Below are 13,828 nucleotides of genomic sequence, written 5' to 3' on the forward strand. Positions count from 1 at the left end.
TGCTCATGCCCCCACCGGGCCGGCATGGCCCCCTTCCAGATAGGCCGCCTTGACGTTCGGATCGTCGAGGAGCGCCCGCCCGGTGCCGCTCATCGTCACCCGGCCGTTGACCAGAACGTAGCCGCGATGGGCGAGCTTGAGGGCGTGGTAGGCGTTCTGCTCGACGAGGAAGATCGTCATCCCCTCGGTCCGGTTCAGTTCCCGGATCGCGTCGAAGATGCCCTTCACCACCAGCGGGGCGAGGCCGAGCGACGGCTCGTCGAGGAGGAGCAGGCGCGGGCGGCTCATCAGCGCCCGGGCGATGGCCAGCATCTGCTGCTCGCCCCCCGACATGGTGCCGGCCCGCTGGTTCAGGCGCTCCTTCACCCGCGGGAACAGGGTGCAGACCTTCTCCAGATCCTCTGCGAAGAAGCGGCCGTCATGGAGGGCGGCACCCATCTGGAGGTTCTCGTAGACGCTCATCCGCGGGAAGACCCGGCGGCCCTCCGGCGACTGGGCGATGCCCAGCCGGGCGATGGCGTGGGTCGGCAGCCGGGTGATGTCGCGCCCGTCATAGGTGATCGTCCCCGAGCGCGCCTGGGGACTGCCGAACACCGTCATCATCAGGGTCGACTTGCCGGCGCCGTTGGCGCCGATCAGCGTGACGATCTCGCCCTCGGCCACGTCGAGATCGACGCCCCGCAGCGCCGCGACGCTGCCGTAATAGGTGGAGACGTCCCGGACCGCGAGGAGCGGCGGCTTGGCCCCCGCCTGGATCGCCCGGGTCTCCTCGACCAGGACGTTGATGCCGGCGACGCTCATACGGACGCTCCTGCCGGTGCGCCGGCCCGCGGGCCCGCGGCATGCGGCACGGTGATGCCGACCTCGGCCTCCACGGCCTCCACCTCCTCGTCCTCGACGCCGAGATAGGCGGCGATCACCTTCGGGTCGGACTGCACCTCCGCGGGCGTGCCGTCGGCGATCTTCTGGCCGTAATCCAGCACGACCACGTGGTCGGAGATCTGCATGACCACCGACATGTCGTGCTCGATCAGCAGCACGGAGGTGTCGTGCGCGTCGCGGATGTGGCGCAGGAGCCCGTTCAGCTCCGCCGATTCCCGCGGGTTGAGGCCGGCGGCCGGCTCGTCGAGGCAGAGCAGGACCGGGTCGGTGCACATCGCCCGGGCGATCTCGAGCCGCCGCTGCGCGCCGTAGGGCAGGGCGCCCGCCGGGTCGTCGGCCCGGTCCATCAGGTCGATGCGGGTGAGCCAGGCCTTGGCCCGCTCGATCGCGGCGGCCTGCGCGTCCCGGTAGGTCTTCAGGCCGAGCAGCCCCAGGATCGTGTAGCCCGAGGCCCGCATCAGCGGCTTGTGCTGGGCGACCAACAGGTTCTCCAGCACGGTCATGCCCTGGAACAGGCGGATGTTCTGGAAGGTGCGGGCCACCCGGGCGGTGCTGTTCACCGCATGGTTCGGCAGGCGCTCCAGGAGATGCGTCGCCCCGTCGGCGTGGGCGAGGCTCAGCATGCCCTCGGTGGGTTTGTAGAAGCCGGTGATGCAGTTGAACACGGTGGTCTTGCCGGCCCCGTTCGGGCCGATCAGCGCGGTGATGTCGCCGCGCCTTGCCACGAAGGACAGGTCGGAGACGGCGGTCAGGCCGCCGAAGCGCATGGTCAGGTGCTCCACGGCGAGCACCGGCGGGGCGGAGGCCTGCGCCTGCGCCCGGGGATCCGGATGATGTGCCATCAGCCGTGCCCCTCGCTCACATGCGCGCCCGAGACGGCGCGGCGCTCGCCGAGCGACACAGAGGGCAGGCGCACCGAGATCAGCCCGCGGGGCCGCCAGACCATCATGGCCACCATAGCGAGGCCGAACAGCAGCAGCCGGTACTCGTTGGGATCGAAGCCCTCGCCGAACACGGCCTTGAGGAAGCCGAGGTTGCGCAGCATCTCCGGCCCGCCGACCATCGCCACCGCGGCGATGGCGACGCCGACCTGGCTGCCCATGCCGCCCAGCACGACGATCGCCAGGATGATGGCGCTCTCCAGGAAGTTGAAGCTCTCGGGGCTGATGAAGCCCTGGCGCACGGCGAAGAACGAGCCGGCGACGCCCCCGAAGGCCGCCCCCAGGGCGAAGGCGGTGAGCTTCGTGGCCGTGGTGTCGATGCCGAGCGACCGGCAGGCGATCTCGTCCTCGCGCAAAGCCTCCCAGGCCCGGCCGATCGGCAGGCGGCGCAGGCGCAGGGTGACGAAGTTGGTGATCAGGGCGAGTCCGAGGATCAGGTAGTACAGGAACACGAGCCGGTGCATCGAATCGTAGGGGATGCCGAACCGGGCCGCGAATCCGTCCTCCCCCGCGGTGAACGGGATCCCGAAGAAGGTCGCCCGCGGGATCGACGAGATGCCGGCCCCGCCCCCGGTCACGTCGGTCCAGTTGATCAGCACGAGGCGGATGATCTCGCCGAAGGCCAGGGTCACGATGGCGAGGTAGTCGCCGCGCAGGCGCAGCACCGGGAAGCCGAGGATCATGCCCCACAGCCCGGCGAACAGGCCCGCCAGCGGCAGGCAGATCCAGAACGACAGGCCGAAGGTGGTCGACAGCAGGGCGTAGGAATAGGCACCGACCGCGTAGAAGGCCACGTAGCCGAGGTCGAGGAGGCCGGCGAGGCCGACCACGATGTTCAGGCCCCAGCCGAGCATCACGTAGGTGAGGATCAGGATGCCGAGGTCGATCCAGTAGCGGGCCGAGGACAGGCCGCCGGTGGCCAGCGCCGCGATCATCGGCAGGGTCAGGGCGATGCCGATGAACAGCCAGACGCCGAGCTTGGCGTTCTTCTGGCCCGCAGCCGGCTCGCCATGAACCGCCTCGGTGGCCTGGGTCGGGGCCGGGGTCAGGGCCCGCCGGGCGTCCCGGCGCAGGAGCACGAGCCGCTGGATGAGGCGGACCACGAAGATCGCCGCGCACAGGGCCGCCACGAGCCCCCAGCGCGGCACCAGCACCAGGTCGGTTCCGGGGCCCGGATCGGTGCGGTAGGCGATGATCGGTACGCACAGGCCGAAGGCCACGAGGGCGTAGAGCCCGGCGTCGCGCAGGATTCCGGCCATCACCGAGCCGGGGAGCGCAGTCTGCGAACGGGCCATCAGACCTTCTCGACCTCCGGCCGGCCCAGAATGCCCGAGGGCATGAAGATCAGCACGATCGCCAGGATCGAGAAGGCGGCGACGTCCTTGTACTCGATGGAGAAATAGGCGGACCAGAAGGTTTCGATCAGGCCGATGATCAGCCCGCCGAGCACCGCCCCGGGCAGCGAGCCGATGCCGCCGAGCACCGCCGCGGTGAAGGCCTTCACCCCGGGAACGAAGCCGTCCGAGAACGACACGACGCCGTAATACATCAGGTAGAGGACGCCCGCGACCGCCGCCAGCGCGGCGCCGAGCACGAAGGTCAGGGAGATCGTGCGGTCGACGTCGATGCCCAGGAGCGCCGCCATCTTGCGGTCCTGCTCGCAGGCGCGCTGCGCCCGTCCGAACGGGGTCCGCTGCACGAGGTACCAGAACCCCGTGAGCAGCACCGCGGTCACCACCATGATCAGCACCTGCTTCCAGGCGAGGAACACCGCGTAGCCGTCGCGCTCGAACAGGGTGATCCCCCCCGACAGCATCGGAGGCGTCGGCTTGTTGCGCGCGCCCTGCACCACCTGGACGAAGTTCGACAGGAAGATCGACACGCCGATCGCCGAGATCAGCGGCGCCAGCCGGAACGAGCCGCGCAGCGGCCGGTAGGCCACGCGCTCGATCGCCCAGCCCCACAGGGCGGTGAGCACCATGGCGACCACCAGAACCACCAGGAAGGCCAGGGCGATGGAACTGACCCCGAGCCACGTAGTCAGGATCAGGAAGGTGATCAGGGCGATGAAGCACGAGACCATGAAGACGTCGCCGTGGGCGAAATTCACCATGCCGATGATGCCGAACACCATGGTGTAGCCGATGGCGATCAGGCCGTAGATCGAGCCGAGGGTCAGCCCGTTGATCAACTGCTGTACGAAGACGTCCATGAACTCTCGCGCACGCTGGTTTCAGTGCCGCCCGCGCGGAGCGCAGGCCGCACGGCGGGGCAAGTCCCGTACCGCAGCCGTAGCACGAGGGCCACAGGTTTCATCCCCGCGCGGGCGTCGCGTGAAAACAGTCGACTAGCCGAGTAACATCCCCCGGATGGGCTTGCGTATGGCGTAGATCGTGCTTCACGTTAACGAACTTTATGCTCGATCATCCCGAGCCCAGGCGAGGAGCAGTACCGATGACGGGTTCGCGGCTCACGACGATGATTTTCATCGGCATGCTCCTGGGGATAGCGGTGGGCTACGCCTGCAGCATCACCTGGCCCGATCCGCAGACCGCCAAGGAGATCGCCGGCTACATCGCGCTGATCTCCGACGTGTTCTTGCGGCTGATCAAGATGATCATCGCGCCGCTCGTGTTCTCGACGCTGGTGGTCGGCATCGCCCATCTCGGGGATACGGCCGCGGTGGGCCGCGTCGGCGGCAAGGCGCTGCTGTGGTTCGTCGGCGCCTCGTTCTGCTCGCTGATGCTGGGCCTGATCCTCGTGAATCTCATGCAGCCGGGCGTGAACCTGAACCTGCCGCTGCCCGATGTCGGGGCCGGCACCGGCCTCAAGACCGCCTCGCTCTCGCTCAAGGAGTTCGTCACCCACCTCGTGCCCAAGAGCGCCGTGGAGGCGATGGCCAACAACGAGATCCTGCAGATCGTGGTCTTCTCGATCTTCTTCGGCGTGGGGCTCGCCGCGCTCGGCGAGAAGGGCCAATTCCTGGCCAAGGGCATCGAGGGCCTGGCCGACGTCATGCTCAAGGTGACGGGCTACGTGATGATGTTCGCCCCGGTGGCGGTGTTCGCGGCGATCGCCGCGACGATCACCACGCAGGGAATCGGCGTGCTGATCACCTACGGCAAGTTCCTCATCGAATTCTACATCGGCCTCGGGGTGCTCTGGTCGCTGCTGATGTTCGTCGGCTTCCTGATGCTCGGGGGCAACGGCATCATGCGGCTGATCAACCTGATCAAGGAGCCGTTCGTGCTCGCCTTCTCGACCGCGTCGAGCGAGGCGGCCTATCCGAAGATGCTGACCAACCTCGAGGAATTCGGCGTGCCCAACCGCATCACGTCCTTCGTGCTGCCGATGGGCTACTCGTTCAACCTCGACGGCTCGATGATGTACTGCACCTTCGCGGTGATGTTCATCGCCCAGGCCTACAACATCCCGCTGACCTGGGGTCAGCAGCTCACGATGCTGTTCCTGCTGATGGTCACCTCGAAGGGCATGGCCGGCGTGCCGCGCGCCTCGCTGGTGGTCATCTCGGCGACCCTGGCGCAGTTCAACATCCCGGAGGCCGGGCTGCTGCTGATCATCGGCATCGACCAGTTCCTCGACATGGGCCGCTCGGCCACCAACGTGCTGGGCAACAGCGTCGCCACCGTTGCGGTGGCCAAGTGGGAGGGGCAGCTCACCGCCACCGACCAGCGCCTCGACCATGTCGGCACCGTGCCGTCGCCGGCGGAATAGCGGCGGGGCGCGGTTGGGAGGGCGGGTGATGGCGATGCGGTCCGTGGCTGTTCTGGTCCTGGCGCTGGCGGGCGCGCACCCGGCCGCGGCGGTCGAGGTGCTCACCGGCACCCTCAAGAGCGTCGCCGAGCGCGGCGAGATCGTGCTCGGCTACCGGGAGAGTTCGGTGCCGTTCTCCTTCGTGGAGGGCAAGAACCCGGACGGTGCGCCCCGGGCGATCGGCTACGCCCTCGACCTCTGCGGCGAGGTCGCCGACGACGTCCAGGCGGCGATCGGCCGGCCGGTGAAGATCCGCTACGCGCCGATCACCGCCGAGAACCGCATTGCCGCGGTGACATCCGGCCAGATCGACCTCGAATGCGGCTCCACCACCGCGAACGCCGAGAGGCGCCGGCAGGTCGCTTTCTCGCCGGTGGACTATATCAGCGCCACGCAGCTGCTCGTGAAGCGGGCAGGGGGGATCGCCTCCTATCGCGACCTCGGCGGCAGGACCGTGGTGGTCACCGCCGGCACCACCAACGAGAAGGCCGTGCGCGACCTGCTCGGCCGGCTCAAGATCGACGCGAAGGTGGTGACGGCCCCCGACCACGCCGCCTCCTACGCGATGGTGAAGGCCGGCCAGGCGGATGCCTTCGCCACCGACGACGTGCTGCTCTATGGGCTGATCGCCACCGACGCCCGGGACGGGGCGAACTACACGGTGCTGCCCGACAAGCTCTCCTACGAGCCCTACGGCATCATGTTCCGCAAGGACGATCCGGGACTGGCCGGGATCGTCAGTCAGACCTTCACCCGGCTGGCGGAATCCCGGGCCCTGCGCTGGACCTACGAGCGCTGGTTCCTCAAACGCCTGCCGAACGGCGAACGCCTCGACATCCCGATGTCGAACGACCTGCGGGTGAGCTTCCAGCTGATGGGCCTCGACACGGGGGAGTGAGCGGCCGGGGCGCCTCGCTTTCGCCCCACCGGCGGGCGAGGAGGGACCGCTTCGACAGCCTCCCACCCGCCGCGAGCGTGCCCCCGCCCCATGCTGATCGCCGCGCACCGCCCGACCCTGCGAGCGCTGCTCGCCGCAGCCCTCGCCTGCGCCGCCTCGGCGGCCTCGGCCCATCCCCATGTCTGGGTGACCGCCAAGGCGCAGCTCGTCTATGCGGACGGCAGGCTGGTCGGCGTGCGCGACACCTGGCGCTTCGATCCGGAATACACCGCCTTCGTCACGCAGGGCCTCGACGCCAACAAGGACGGCACCCTCAGCCCGGACGAACTCGCCGGGCTCGCGGCCGAGAACGCCGCCAACCTCGCCGAGTTCGGCTACTTCACGAAGCTGAAGGTCGGCGGCCGGGAACAGGCCTTCGCCGAACCGGAGGAGCCGGCGGCGCGGATGGAGGACGGGGCCCTGGTCATGACCTTCCTGCTGCCGCTGAAGAACCCGGTCCAGCAGGGCCGGGGGGTCGCCGCCCTGGAGGTCTACGACCCGACCTACTTCGTCGCGTTCGCGTTCGCGGACGGGTCCGACGCGGCCACCCTCGCTGGCGCCCCCCAGGGCTGCGCGGCCACCGTCACGCGCCCGAAGACCGAGCCGCCCAAAATCGCGCAGCCCGAGACCGCGGAGGCCGGGTCCCCGGGCATGACCGAGGCGTTCTTCGAGGCGCTCACCGCCGCCTCCGGCTACGGGGTGCAGTTCGCCAGCCGGGTGCTGGTGGCATGTCCCTAGGCATCGCCCCGAAGGATGGCCGCCGGCTTTCGGTTGGGGGCGATGCGCTGGGCATCGGGATCGCCGGGACGGGGCGTCTGGCGCTGAGGCTCGGCCTCATGGCCCTCGCCGTCGGACTGGCCGCGCTCCTGGCCGCCGGAATCGCGTGGCTCGTCGCCCCGGGCCTCGCCGTGCCGCCGCCGCGTTCGCCCTTCGGGATCGGTTTTCGCGAAGCCGCCCCGATCACGACCGGCCTCGGCGGAATCATCCTGGCCCTGCAGGCGAGCTTTTCCCGCAGCCTCAACGTCGCGGTGAGCGCGCTCAGGGGCGGCGGCGACTGGCGCCCGCTGATCGGGCTCGCCTTCGCCTACGGGGTGTTCCACGCCGCCGGCCCCGGTCACGGCAAGGCGGTGATCGCCGGTTACATCCTGGCGGGGGAGCGGGCGCTCCGGCGCGGCTGCGCGCTGAGCCTCTGCGCCGCCCTGCTCCAGGCGTGCGTGGCCGGGGCGATCGTCGGGATCGGCAGCCTGATCCTCGACGCCACCGCGGCGAGCATCACCCGGGCCGGGACGCTGATCGAGACGATGAGCTTCACGCTCGTAGCCCTGGTCGGGCTGGTTCTGACCTGGCGCAAGGCCGGGCGCCTCGCCGGACTCGGCGCCGCCTGCGGCCCCGGCTGCAGCCATCTGCCGGGGCCGGAGGCCCTCGACACCCTGGAGACCTGGCGGGCCCGGGCCGGGGTTGTCCTGGCCGCGGGATCGCGCCCCTGCGCGGGGGCGGTGCTGGTCCTGGTCTTCGCGGTGTCGCAGGGCGTGCCGGGGGCGGGGATCCTGGCGGTCCTGGCCATGGCGCTGGGCACGGCGCTGACCACCACGGCGCTCGCCTGCCTCGCGGTCTTCGCCAAGCGTGCGGCGCTGCGCCTCGCCGGCGGGCGGGGTCGGGCGGGGATCCTGGCGCTCGGCGGCCTGGAACTCCTGGCCGCCGCCTTCGTGCTGGTGCTCGGGGTCGCGATGCTCTCCGGACTCGCGCCGGGCCTGGGCGGCTGAGGGCCCTCGCCAACGGGTCCGCGCCGTGCGAGGCTGGTCGCCTCCGACGAGGGCAGCGCCGATGCACGCCGACTTCGAGCCGATCCTGAACTGGCGCCTGCTGCCCGGGTCGCATCCCTTCCCCGGCCCGGACGGCGGGACCTGCATCAACGAGGCGGCGATCGTGGCCGCGGGCCTGCCCTACCGGGCGATCCGCTCCAGCGCGGATTGTCCGCCGTGCTTCTCGCGGCCGATCGCGGCCTACGCCCTGGGGCTCAACGACGCCATGCCGGACGCGGTCCGACCGCACCTGATCGCCTTCGTGCTGCGCCTCGCGGGCAGCGCCGATACCCCCGCGGTCGAGAGCGCCCGAACCGGACGCCTCGCCCTGGACAGCGTCCGCGCGATTCTCGCGCCCCTCTGCGTCCTGGCCGGCATGGCCGAGGACGCGGCGGCCTGCACCGCAGCGCCGGACCTGGAAGCGGCGCTGGCGGCCGCCAAGGCGGCGGCATGGCGCGCCGGGACGTTGTCCGAGGCGGCGGCCCGGGCACGGCGCTGGCGCGCCGGCGCCCTGACCGCGGCCGTTTCCCGGACCGCCACGGCGGCCCAGTCCGCGGGGGCGGATGCGCGCTGCGCCGCCGAGGTCGCCGAGGAGGCCGCCCCCTTCATGCCCGACACGTGGCTTCGGGCCTGCGCGATCCTCGACGCGGCCCTGTCGATCGGACGGCAGGCGCCGGAGATCGCCCTCGCGGGAGCCCGGGAGCGCCTCGATGCGGCGCGGGCGCTAACCCCGGCCTGATCACGCGGCGGCGGGTGCGGCGTCGAGGTCGAGCTCAATGGAGCCGCAATTCTCCAGGAACGTGCCGGTGAGGTGATAGAAGAACGTGCCGTGCCCTACGACCGCGATGGTGTCCTCGGGCCGCGCCCGCAGCCAGTCCCGGAACGCCGCGACCCGGGCATCGAACAGGGGACGCGGCTCCACCGGATAGCCGCCGACCTCGCAGCCGGGCTCGGCATGCCACCAGACTTCGGGCAGATGCCCGACATCGAGATGCGGGAACTCGGCCGCGATCTCCGAGGCGGCCCGCCCCACATCGCAGCTGCTCTCCTGGCACTCGCGGTGCAGCACCTCGACCAGCACCCGCGGCCGGCGCGGATGGTCGCCGAATAGGATCGCGGCGGTCTCGATCGCCCGGGTCAGCGGCGACACCACCACCAGATCGAACGGGACCGCGTGCAGCCGCTCCCGCGCGGCCCGGGCCTGGGCGCGGCCCTCGGGCGTCAGCCGCGCGTCGGGCAAGCCGGGATCACCACCCCCGAGCCGGTGGGCGGCGTTGAACGTCGATTGTCCGTGGCGGATGCAGAGGATGCGGGTCTTGTGCGGCATGGATCCCGGCTAGCGCATCGTCCCGAAAATCGGAACCGGGACGATGCGCTGGCTTTTCGACGCAGACCGTCTTTTCCCCGACGGCCTGGACCCGCCGTTCGGGACGATGCGCGCGGCTCCCCGGCGGATGGCCGCCGATCCGGATGCGGTCAGGCGAAGCGGCCGCCGCGCTGGATGACCTCGATCTTGTACCCGTCCGGATCCGTCGCGAAGAAGAACCGCGCCAGCACATCCGCGCCGTGCTTGAGCGACTTCACGTCCGTGGCCGTGAAGCCCTCGCGCCGGTGCCGCGCGTGCTCGGCCTCCACGTCGTCGACCACGAAGGCGATGTGGCCGTAGCCGTCGCCCAGGTCGTAGGGCTTGTCCCGGTCCTTGTTCACCGTCAGCTCCAGCTCGAACGGCGAGGCGGGATCACGCAGGTAGAGGAGGGTGAAGTCCGGGAAATCGTAGCGGTCCGACACCTCCAGTCCGAAGGCGCGGGCGTAGTAGTCGCGCGCGCGCGTCTCGTCGAGGACGCGGATCATGGCGTGGACGGGCTTGGACATGCTTCGACAGTTCCGTGTTCTGGCGGAGAGGGCGGTGCCCGGCACATGTGGCGCCGGACCGCGCCGGCGGAAAGAGCGGTCGTTCCGGAGGATCATCGCGCCCGGCGGGTGAGAGGGCCGCGCACCGGTTCCGCCACCTCCATCCCGGCCCATCAGGGGACGGACAGATCGGCACAAGCCGCTGTCGTCCGTCTCGAGCATGCCGGTCGATCGTTCCTGAACGCGTGTTTTCAGTATCTCTTTCGCAAGAACCGTCTGACTTCGGATTTATAATTGTCAAAGTTCCAGAAAATTCGGGTGTATCGCGGAAGTCATTCGATCATGAGCGTATAAATTGATATAGATCTCCATAGATATTTGTAAATATATTGACCGGATAATTCGATTTTTCGCAGATTTTTAAGATACAGAATCTAAAAAGGACGGAATCCTTCTCAGAGTGCCAAACCCGGAGGGCAAGGCTATGCTGCGGCTGTCGAACATCAAGGTGCTGCCCAAGCTGGCGGCCGTCATCGCACTGATCAGCCTGATCGTCGGCGGATGCGTCTGGTACGCACAATCGCGCATGACGAAGATCGACGACGCATACAGCAGCTTCATCGTCAACGAGGCGGCGGCCGTCGCCGAGACGCGCTACCTGAACCGCCTGATGACGGAACTCAACTACTGGATCTATCGCGTCATCGCGGAGACCGAACCGGACCAGATTCAGGACGCCAATAAAGGCTTCGAGGCCGCGGTGCCCAAGGTGAAGGCGTTGCTGCCTGTCCTGCGTTCTCATGCGCCGACTTTCGCGACGCGCATCGATGAACAGGCGACCCGCATCGAACGCTACCTGCGCGACGTGAGCGAGGTGCGCCGACTCGGCTCCGCCAACCAGAACGACAAGGCCATTGCGCTGGTCCATGCGGCGATCGATCCGATCTTCTCGATCTTACTGGCCGACGGCAGCCAGCTCGCCCTGGACATTGCAGCCTATACGTCGAAATCGTCGGACGACCTGACCAATCAGACGAACGAAACGCGGCAGAACCTGATGATGTTCAGCGCCCTGGGGATGCTGGCAGGCCTGGTCGCGGCGGTGTTCATCGCGGCATTCGGCATCACGCGACCGCTCGATCGCCTGGTCAAGGTTCTGCAGCGCATGGCAAAGGGCGAGATCGAGGCCGAGATCGCCGAAGCGGCCCGCCGCGACGAGATCGGCGCCGTCGGCAAGGCGGTCGAGGGCATCAAGGCGATGGTGGCGCGGAAGGCGGCCGAGGAGGCGGAGGTCAAGCGGCGCGCCGACGAGGCCGCCATGGCCGAGCGGAAGCGCACCATGCTGGAGCTGGCGGACGGGTTCGAGCGGGCGGTCGGCGGCATCGTCGGGCTGGTCTCATCCTCGGCCACGGAACTGCAGGCCACCGCCCAGAGCATGACGTCGAGCGCCACCGAGACGGCCAACCAGTCCACCACCGTCGCGGCGGCGGCCGAGCAGGCCTCCGCCAACGTGCAGACCGTGGCGGCGGCCGCCGAGGAATTGGGCTCGTCGGTGCAGGAGATCGGCCGGCAGGTGCTCGGCTCGGCCAACCTTGCCCAGACGGCCGTCGGCGAGGCCGACCAGACCCAGCACCTCGTGCAGGAGCTGAGCCAGGCGGCCAGCCGCATCGGCGAGGTGGTCGGGCTGATCTCCAACATCGCGAGCCAGACGAACCTCCTGGCGCTCAACGCCACGATCGAGGCGGCGCGCGCCGGTGAAGCCGGCCGCGGCTTCGCCGTGGTGGCGGCCGAGGTCAAGGAACTGGCAGCGCAGACCGCCAAGGCCACCGAGGAGATCAGCCAGCAGATCGGCCAGATCCAGGGGACGACCGGTCAGGCGGTCTCAGCCATCGACACGATCACCGCGCGCATCCGGGAGATCAACGGGGTCGCCACGACCATCGCGGCCGCCGTGGAGGAGCAGGGCGCGGCGACGCAGGAGATCGTCCGCAACGTCTCCCAGGCGGCCACCGGAACGGATCAGGTGACGAGCAACATCACGGGGGTGGCCCAGGCCTCGGAAGCCACCGGTGCGGCCGCCAGCCAGGTGCTCGGCGCGGCCGGCGAGTTGTCGCGCCAGTCCGAGTATCTCAGCGCCGAGGTGTCCCGCTTCCTGGCCACGATCCGGGCCGCCTAGCGTAGCGTCACGAGACCCAACCCCCACCGTTCAGGCGGCTCTGCCGGGAATCTAGGCTCCGATCCGCAGCACCTCGGTCCGGTCGCCGGCCTGCGCGAAGGCGGCCGGGTCGGCGCCGGTCATCCAGACCTGGCCGGGCAAGGCATCGAGCGCCTCGAACAGGCCGGCCCGGCGGCGCGGATCGAGATGCGCCGCCACCTCGTCGAGCAGGATCACGGGGGCGATGCCGCTCATCGCCCGCACCAGCCGGGCATGGGCGAGGACGAGGCCGATCAGCAGGGCCTTCTGCTCGCCGGTCGAGGCAGTGCCCGCCGGCACGTCCTTGGGGCCGTGACGGACCACGAGATCGCTGGTCTGCGGCCCGATCAGCGTGCGGCCCGCCGCCCGGTCCCGGTGGCGGCCGTTGCGCAGGGCGAGGCGGAAGCGGTCCTCGGCCTCGATGGCCGGCCAGACCGCCACGAGGTCGTCGAGGTCGCCCTCCAGGCGGATCGACGCCCAGGGGAAGGGCTGCGCATCGTCCCGGGTCTCGGCGATCAGCCGGTCCAGGCGCTCCGCGGTCTCGCGGCGGGCGAGCGCCACCGCGACGCCGAGTTCGGCGACCTCCCGCTCCACCGCGTCGAGCCAGCGATCGTCGTCGGTCCGGTCCTCCAGGAGGCGGTTGCGCGAGCGCAGGGCCCGCTCCATCGCGGAGACCCGGGCGCCGTGGCCGGCATCCACCGCCAGCACGAGGCGATCGAGGAACCGGCGCCGGTCGCCCGCCGCGCCGCGGAACAGGCCGTCGAGATCCGGCGTCAGCCAGACCACCCGGACGAATTCGCTGAAGGCCACCGGAGAGGAGGCCGGGGCGCCGTCGATCCGGCAGAGCCGGCTCGTGCGGCCGTCCGGACCCGGCGGCTCCAGCCCCGTACCGAGCCGGTGCTCGGCGCCGTCCCGGTCGAGGGTGAGCGACACCGCGAAGCCCCCGGGACCGCCCGATCGCGCCATGGTGGCGAACTCGGCCCGGCGCAGGCCCCGGCCCGGCACGAACAGGGAGATCGCCTCCAGCAGGTTGGTCTTGCCGGCGCCGTTCTCGCCGACCAGGGCCACGAAGCGGGCGCCGGGGTTCAGTTCGAGATCGGCGTGATTGCGGAAGTCGCGGGCGATCAACCGGGTGAGGCGTGTGGATCGAGCCGTGTCGAGTTCACTCATAAGGCGGCACGATGGAGCGGTCGCGCGCCGAGTGCAGCACGCGATCGATCGAAATGCGGTCGTCGAGGTTGGGATAAAGGATCAAGGAAGATCGGAATATGAGGATCCGTATGGTGAGAGCCATCTCCGGGGCGGGCCTGCCCATCATCGGCCGGCGACCGCGCGCCTGACAACGGGTGCGCAGCTCCGGGACGACGCTGCGGGCGCGCGTCGGATTGTCGGCCGCCATGAAGTCACCGATCTCGCGCCGATCGGTTCGGGCTCGCCGCCACACGAC

At 69.9% G+C, this 13,828-nt stretch carries 14 protein-coding genes; 6 read left to right on the forward strand and 8 right to left on the reverse strand.

Annotated features, from left to right (window positions below):
- Positions 1–3: 3 nt before the first annotated feature.
- From AC3IF1_RS14265 to AC3IF1_RS14280, 4 genes are read right to left on the reverse strand one after another with little or no spacing between them, the layout of a single operon-like run.
- A complete protein-coding gene (locus AC3IF1_RS14265) occupies positions 4–801 on the reverse strand; it encodes an ABC transporter ATP-binding protein (RefSeq protein WP_243968169.1) in 798 nt (265 codons plus the stop codon).
- A complete protein-coding gene (locus tag AC3IF1_RS14270) occupies positions 798–1,724 on the reverse strand; it encodes an ABC transporter ATP-binding protein (RefSeq protein ID WP_489218135.1) in 927 nt (308 codons plus the stop codon). The genes AC3IF1_RS14265 and AC3IF1_RS14270 overlap by 4 nt, the downstream gene beginning before the upstream one ends.
- Positions 1,724–3,118 (reverse strand): high-affinity branched-chain amino acid ABC transporter permease LivM, encoded by a 1,395-nt coding sequence (gene livM / locus AC3IF1_RS14275; protein WP_243968167.1) that lies wholly within the window; start codon positions 3,116–3,118, stop codon positions 1,724–1,726. Before livM ends, AC3IF1_RS14270 begins: the two co-directional genes overlap by 1 nt.
- Positions 3,118–4,035 (reverse strand): branched-chain amino acid ABC transporter permease, encoded by a 918-nt coding sequence (locus AC3IF1_RS14280; RefSeq protein WP_243968166.1) that lies wholly within the window; start codon positions 4,033–4,035, stop codon positions 3,118–3,120. Before AC3IF1_RS14280 ends, livM begins: the two co-directional genes overlap by 1 nt.
- 242 nt (positions 4,036–4,277) lie before the next feature.
- Here AC3IF1_RS14280 and AC3IF1_RS14285 point away from each other — a divergent pair, with 242 nt between their 5' ends.
- The 5 genes from AC3IF1_RS14285 to AC3IF1_RS14305 all read left to right on the forward strand — a co-directional run bounded on the left by AC3IF1_RS14285 (position 4,278) and on the right by AC3IF1_RS14305 (position 9,075).
- On the forward strand, positions 4,278–5,558 hold the full coding sequence (locus AC3IF1_RS14285) for a dicarboxylate/amino acid:cation symporter (RefSeq protein ID WP_489218136.1): 1,281 nt from the start codon (positions 4,278–4,280) through the stop codon (positions 5,556–5,558).
- A 28-nt stretch (positions 5,559–5,586) separates the two neighbouring features.
- On the forward strand, positions 5,587–6,495 hold the full coding sequence (locus AC3IF1_RS14290; RefSeq protein WP_489218137.1) for an amino acid ABC transporter substrate-binding protein: 909 nt from the start codon (positions 5,587–5,589) through the stop codon (positions 6,493–6,495).
- 90 nt (positions 6,496–6,585) lie between these two features.
- The gene (locus AC3IF1_RS14295; RefSeq protein ID WP_243968162.1) at positions 6,586–7,272 is read left to right on the forward strand and encodes a DUF1007 family protein; all 687 of its coding nucleotides are present in this window, start codon (positions 6,586–6,588) and stop codon (positions 7,270–7,272) included.
- 98 nt (positions 7,273–7,370) lie between these two features.
- Positions 7,371–8,297: a nickel/cobalt transporter gene (locus AC3IF1_RS14300; protein ID WP_489220390.1), complete on the forward strand. Its 927-nt coding sequence runs from the start codon at positions 7,371–7,373 to the stop codon at positions 8,295–8,297.
- Positions 8,298–8,358: 61 nt separating this feature from the next.
- Complete coding sequence (locus AC3IF1_RS14305; RefSeq protein WP_489218138.1) at positions 8,359–9,075, forward strand: hypothetical protein; 717 nt, start codon at positions 8,359–8,361, stop codon at positions 9,073–9,075.
- On the opposite strand, the gene AC3IF1_RS14310 is transcribed toward AC3IF1_RS14305, so the two are convergent.
- Entirely contained in the window at positions 9,076–9,663 is a 588-nt protein-coding gene (locus tag AC3IF1_RS14310; protein ID WP_489218139.1) for a histidine phosphatase family protein, read from the reverse strand.
- A gap of 149 nt (positions 9,664–9,812) precedes the next feature.
- Positions 9,813–10,208, reverse strand: a complete 396-nt coding sequence (locus tag AC3IF1_RS14315; protein ID WP_489218140.1) for a VOC family protein — start codon at positions 10,206–10,208, stop codon at positions 9,813–9,815.
- A 463-nt stretch (positions 10,209–10,671) separates the two neighbouring features.
- On the opposite strand from AC3IF1_RS14315, the gene AC3IF1_RS14320 reads away from it, so the two are divergent.
- On the forward strand, positions 10,672–12,363 hold the full coding sequence (locus AC3IF1_RS14320) for a methyl-accepting chemotaxis protein (protein WP_489218141.1): 1,692 nt from the start codon (positions 10,672–10,674) through the stop codon (positions 12,361–12,363).
- A gap of 51 nt (positions 12,364–12,414) precedes the next feature.
- On the opposite strand, the gene recF is transcribed toward AC3IF1_RS14320, so the two are convergent.
- Positions 12,415–13,551 (reverse strand): DNA replication/repair protein RecF, encoded by a 1,137-nt coding sequence (gene recF / locus AC3IF1_RS14325; protein WP_243968157.1) that lies wholly within the window; start codon positions 13,549–13,551, stop codon positions 12,415–12,417.
- The gene (locus tag AC3IF1_RS14330; RefSeq protein ID WP_489218142.1) at positions 13,544–13,780 is read right to left on the reverse strand and encodes a type II toxin-antitoxin system RelE/ParE family toxin; all 237 of its coding nucleotides are present in this window, start codon (positions 13,778–13,780) and stop codon (positions 13,544–13,546) included. The genes recF and AC3IF1_RS14330 overlap by 8 nt, the downstream gene beginning before the upstream one ends.
- Positions 13,781–13,828 lie beyond the last annotated feature (48 nt).

It is taken from the genome of Methylobacterium sp. E-012, from assembly GCF_057836545.1.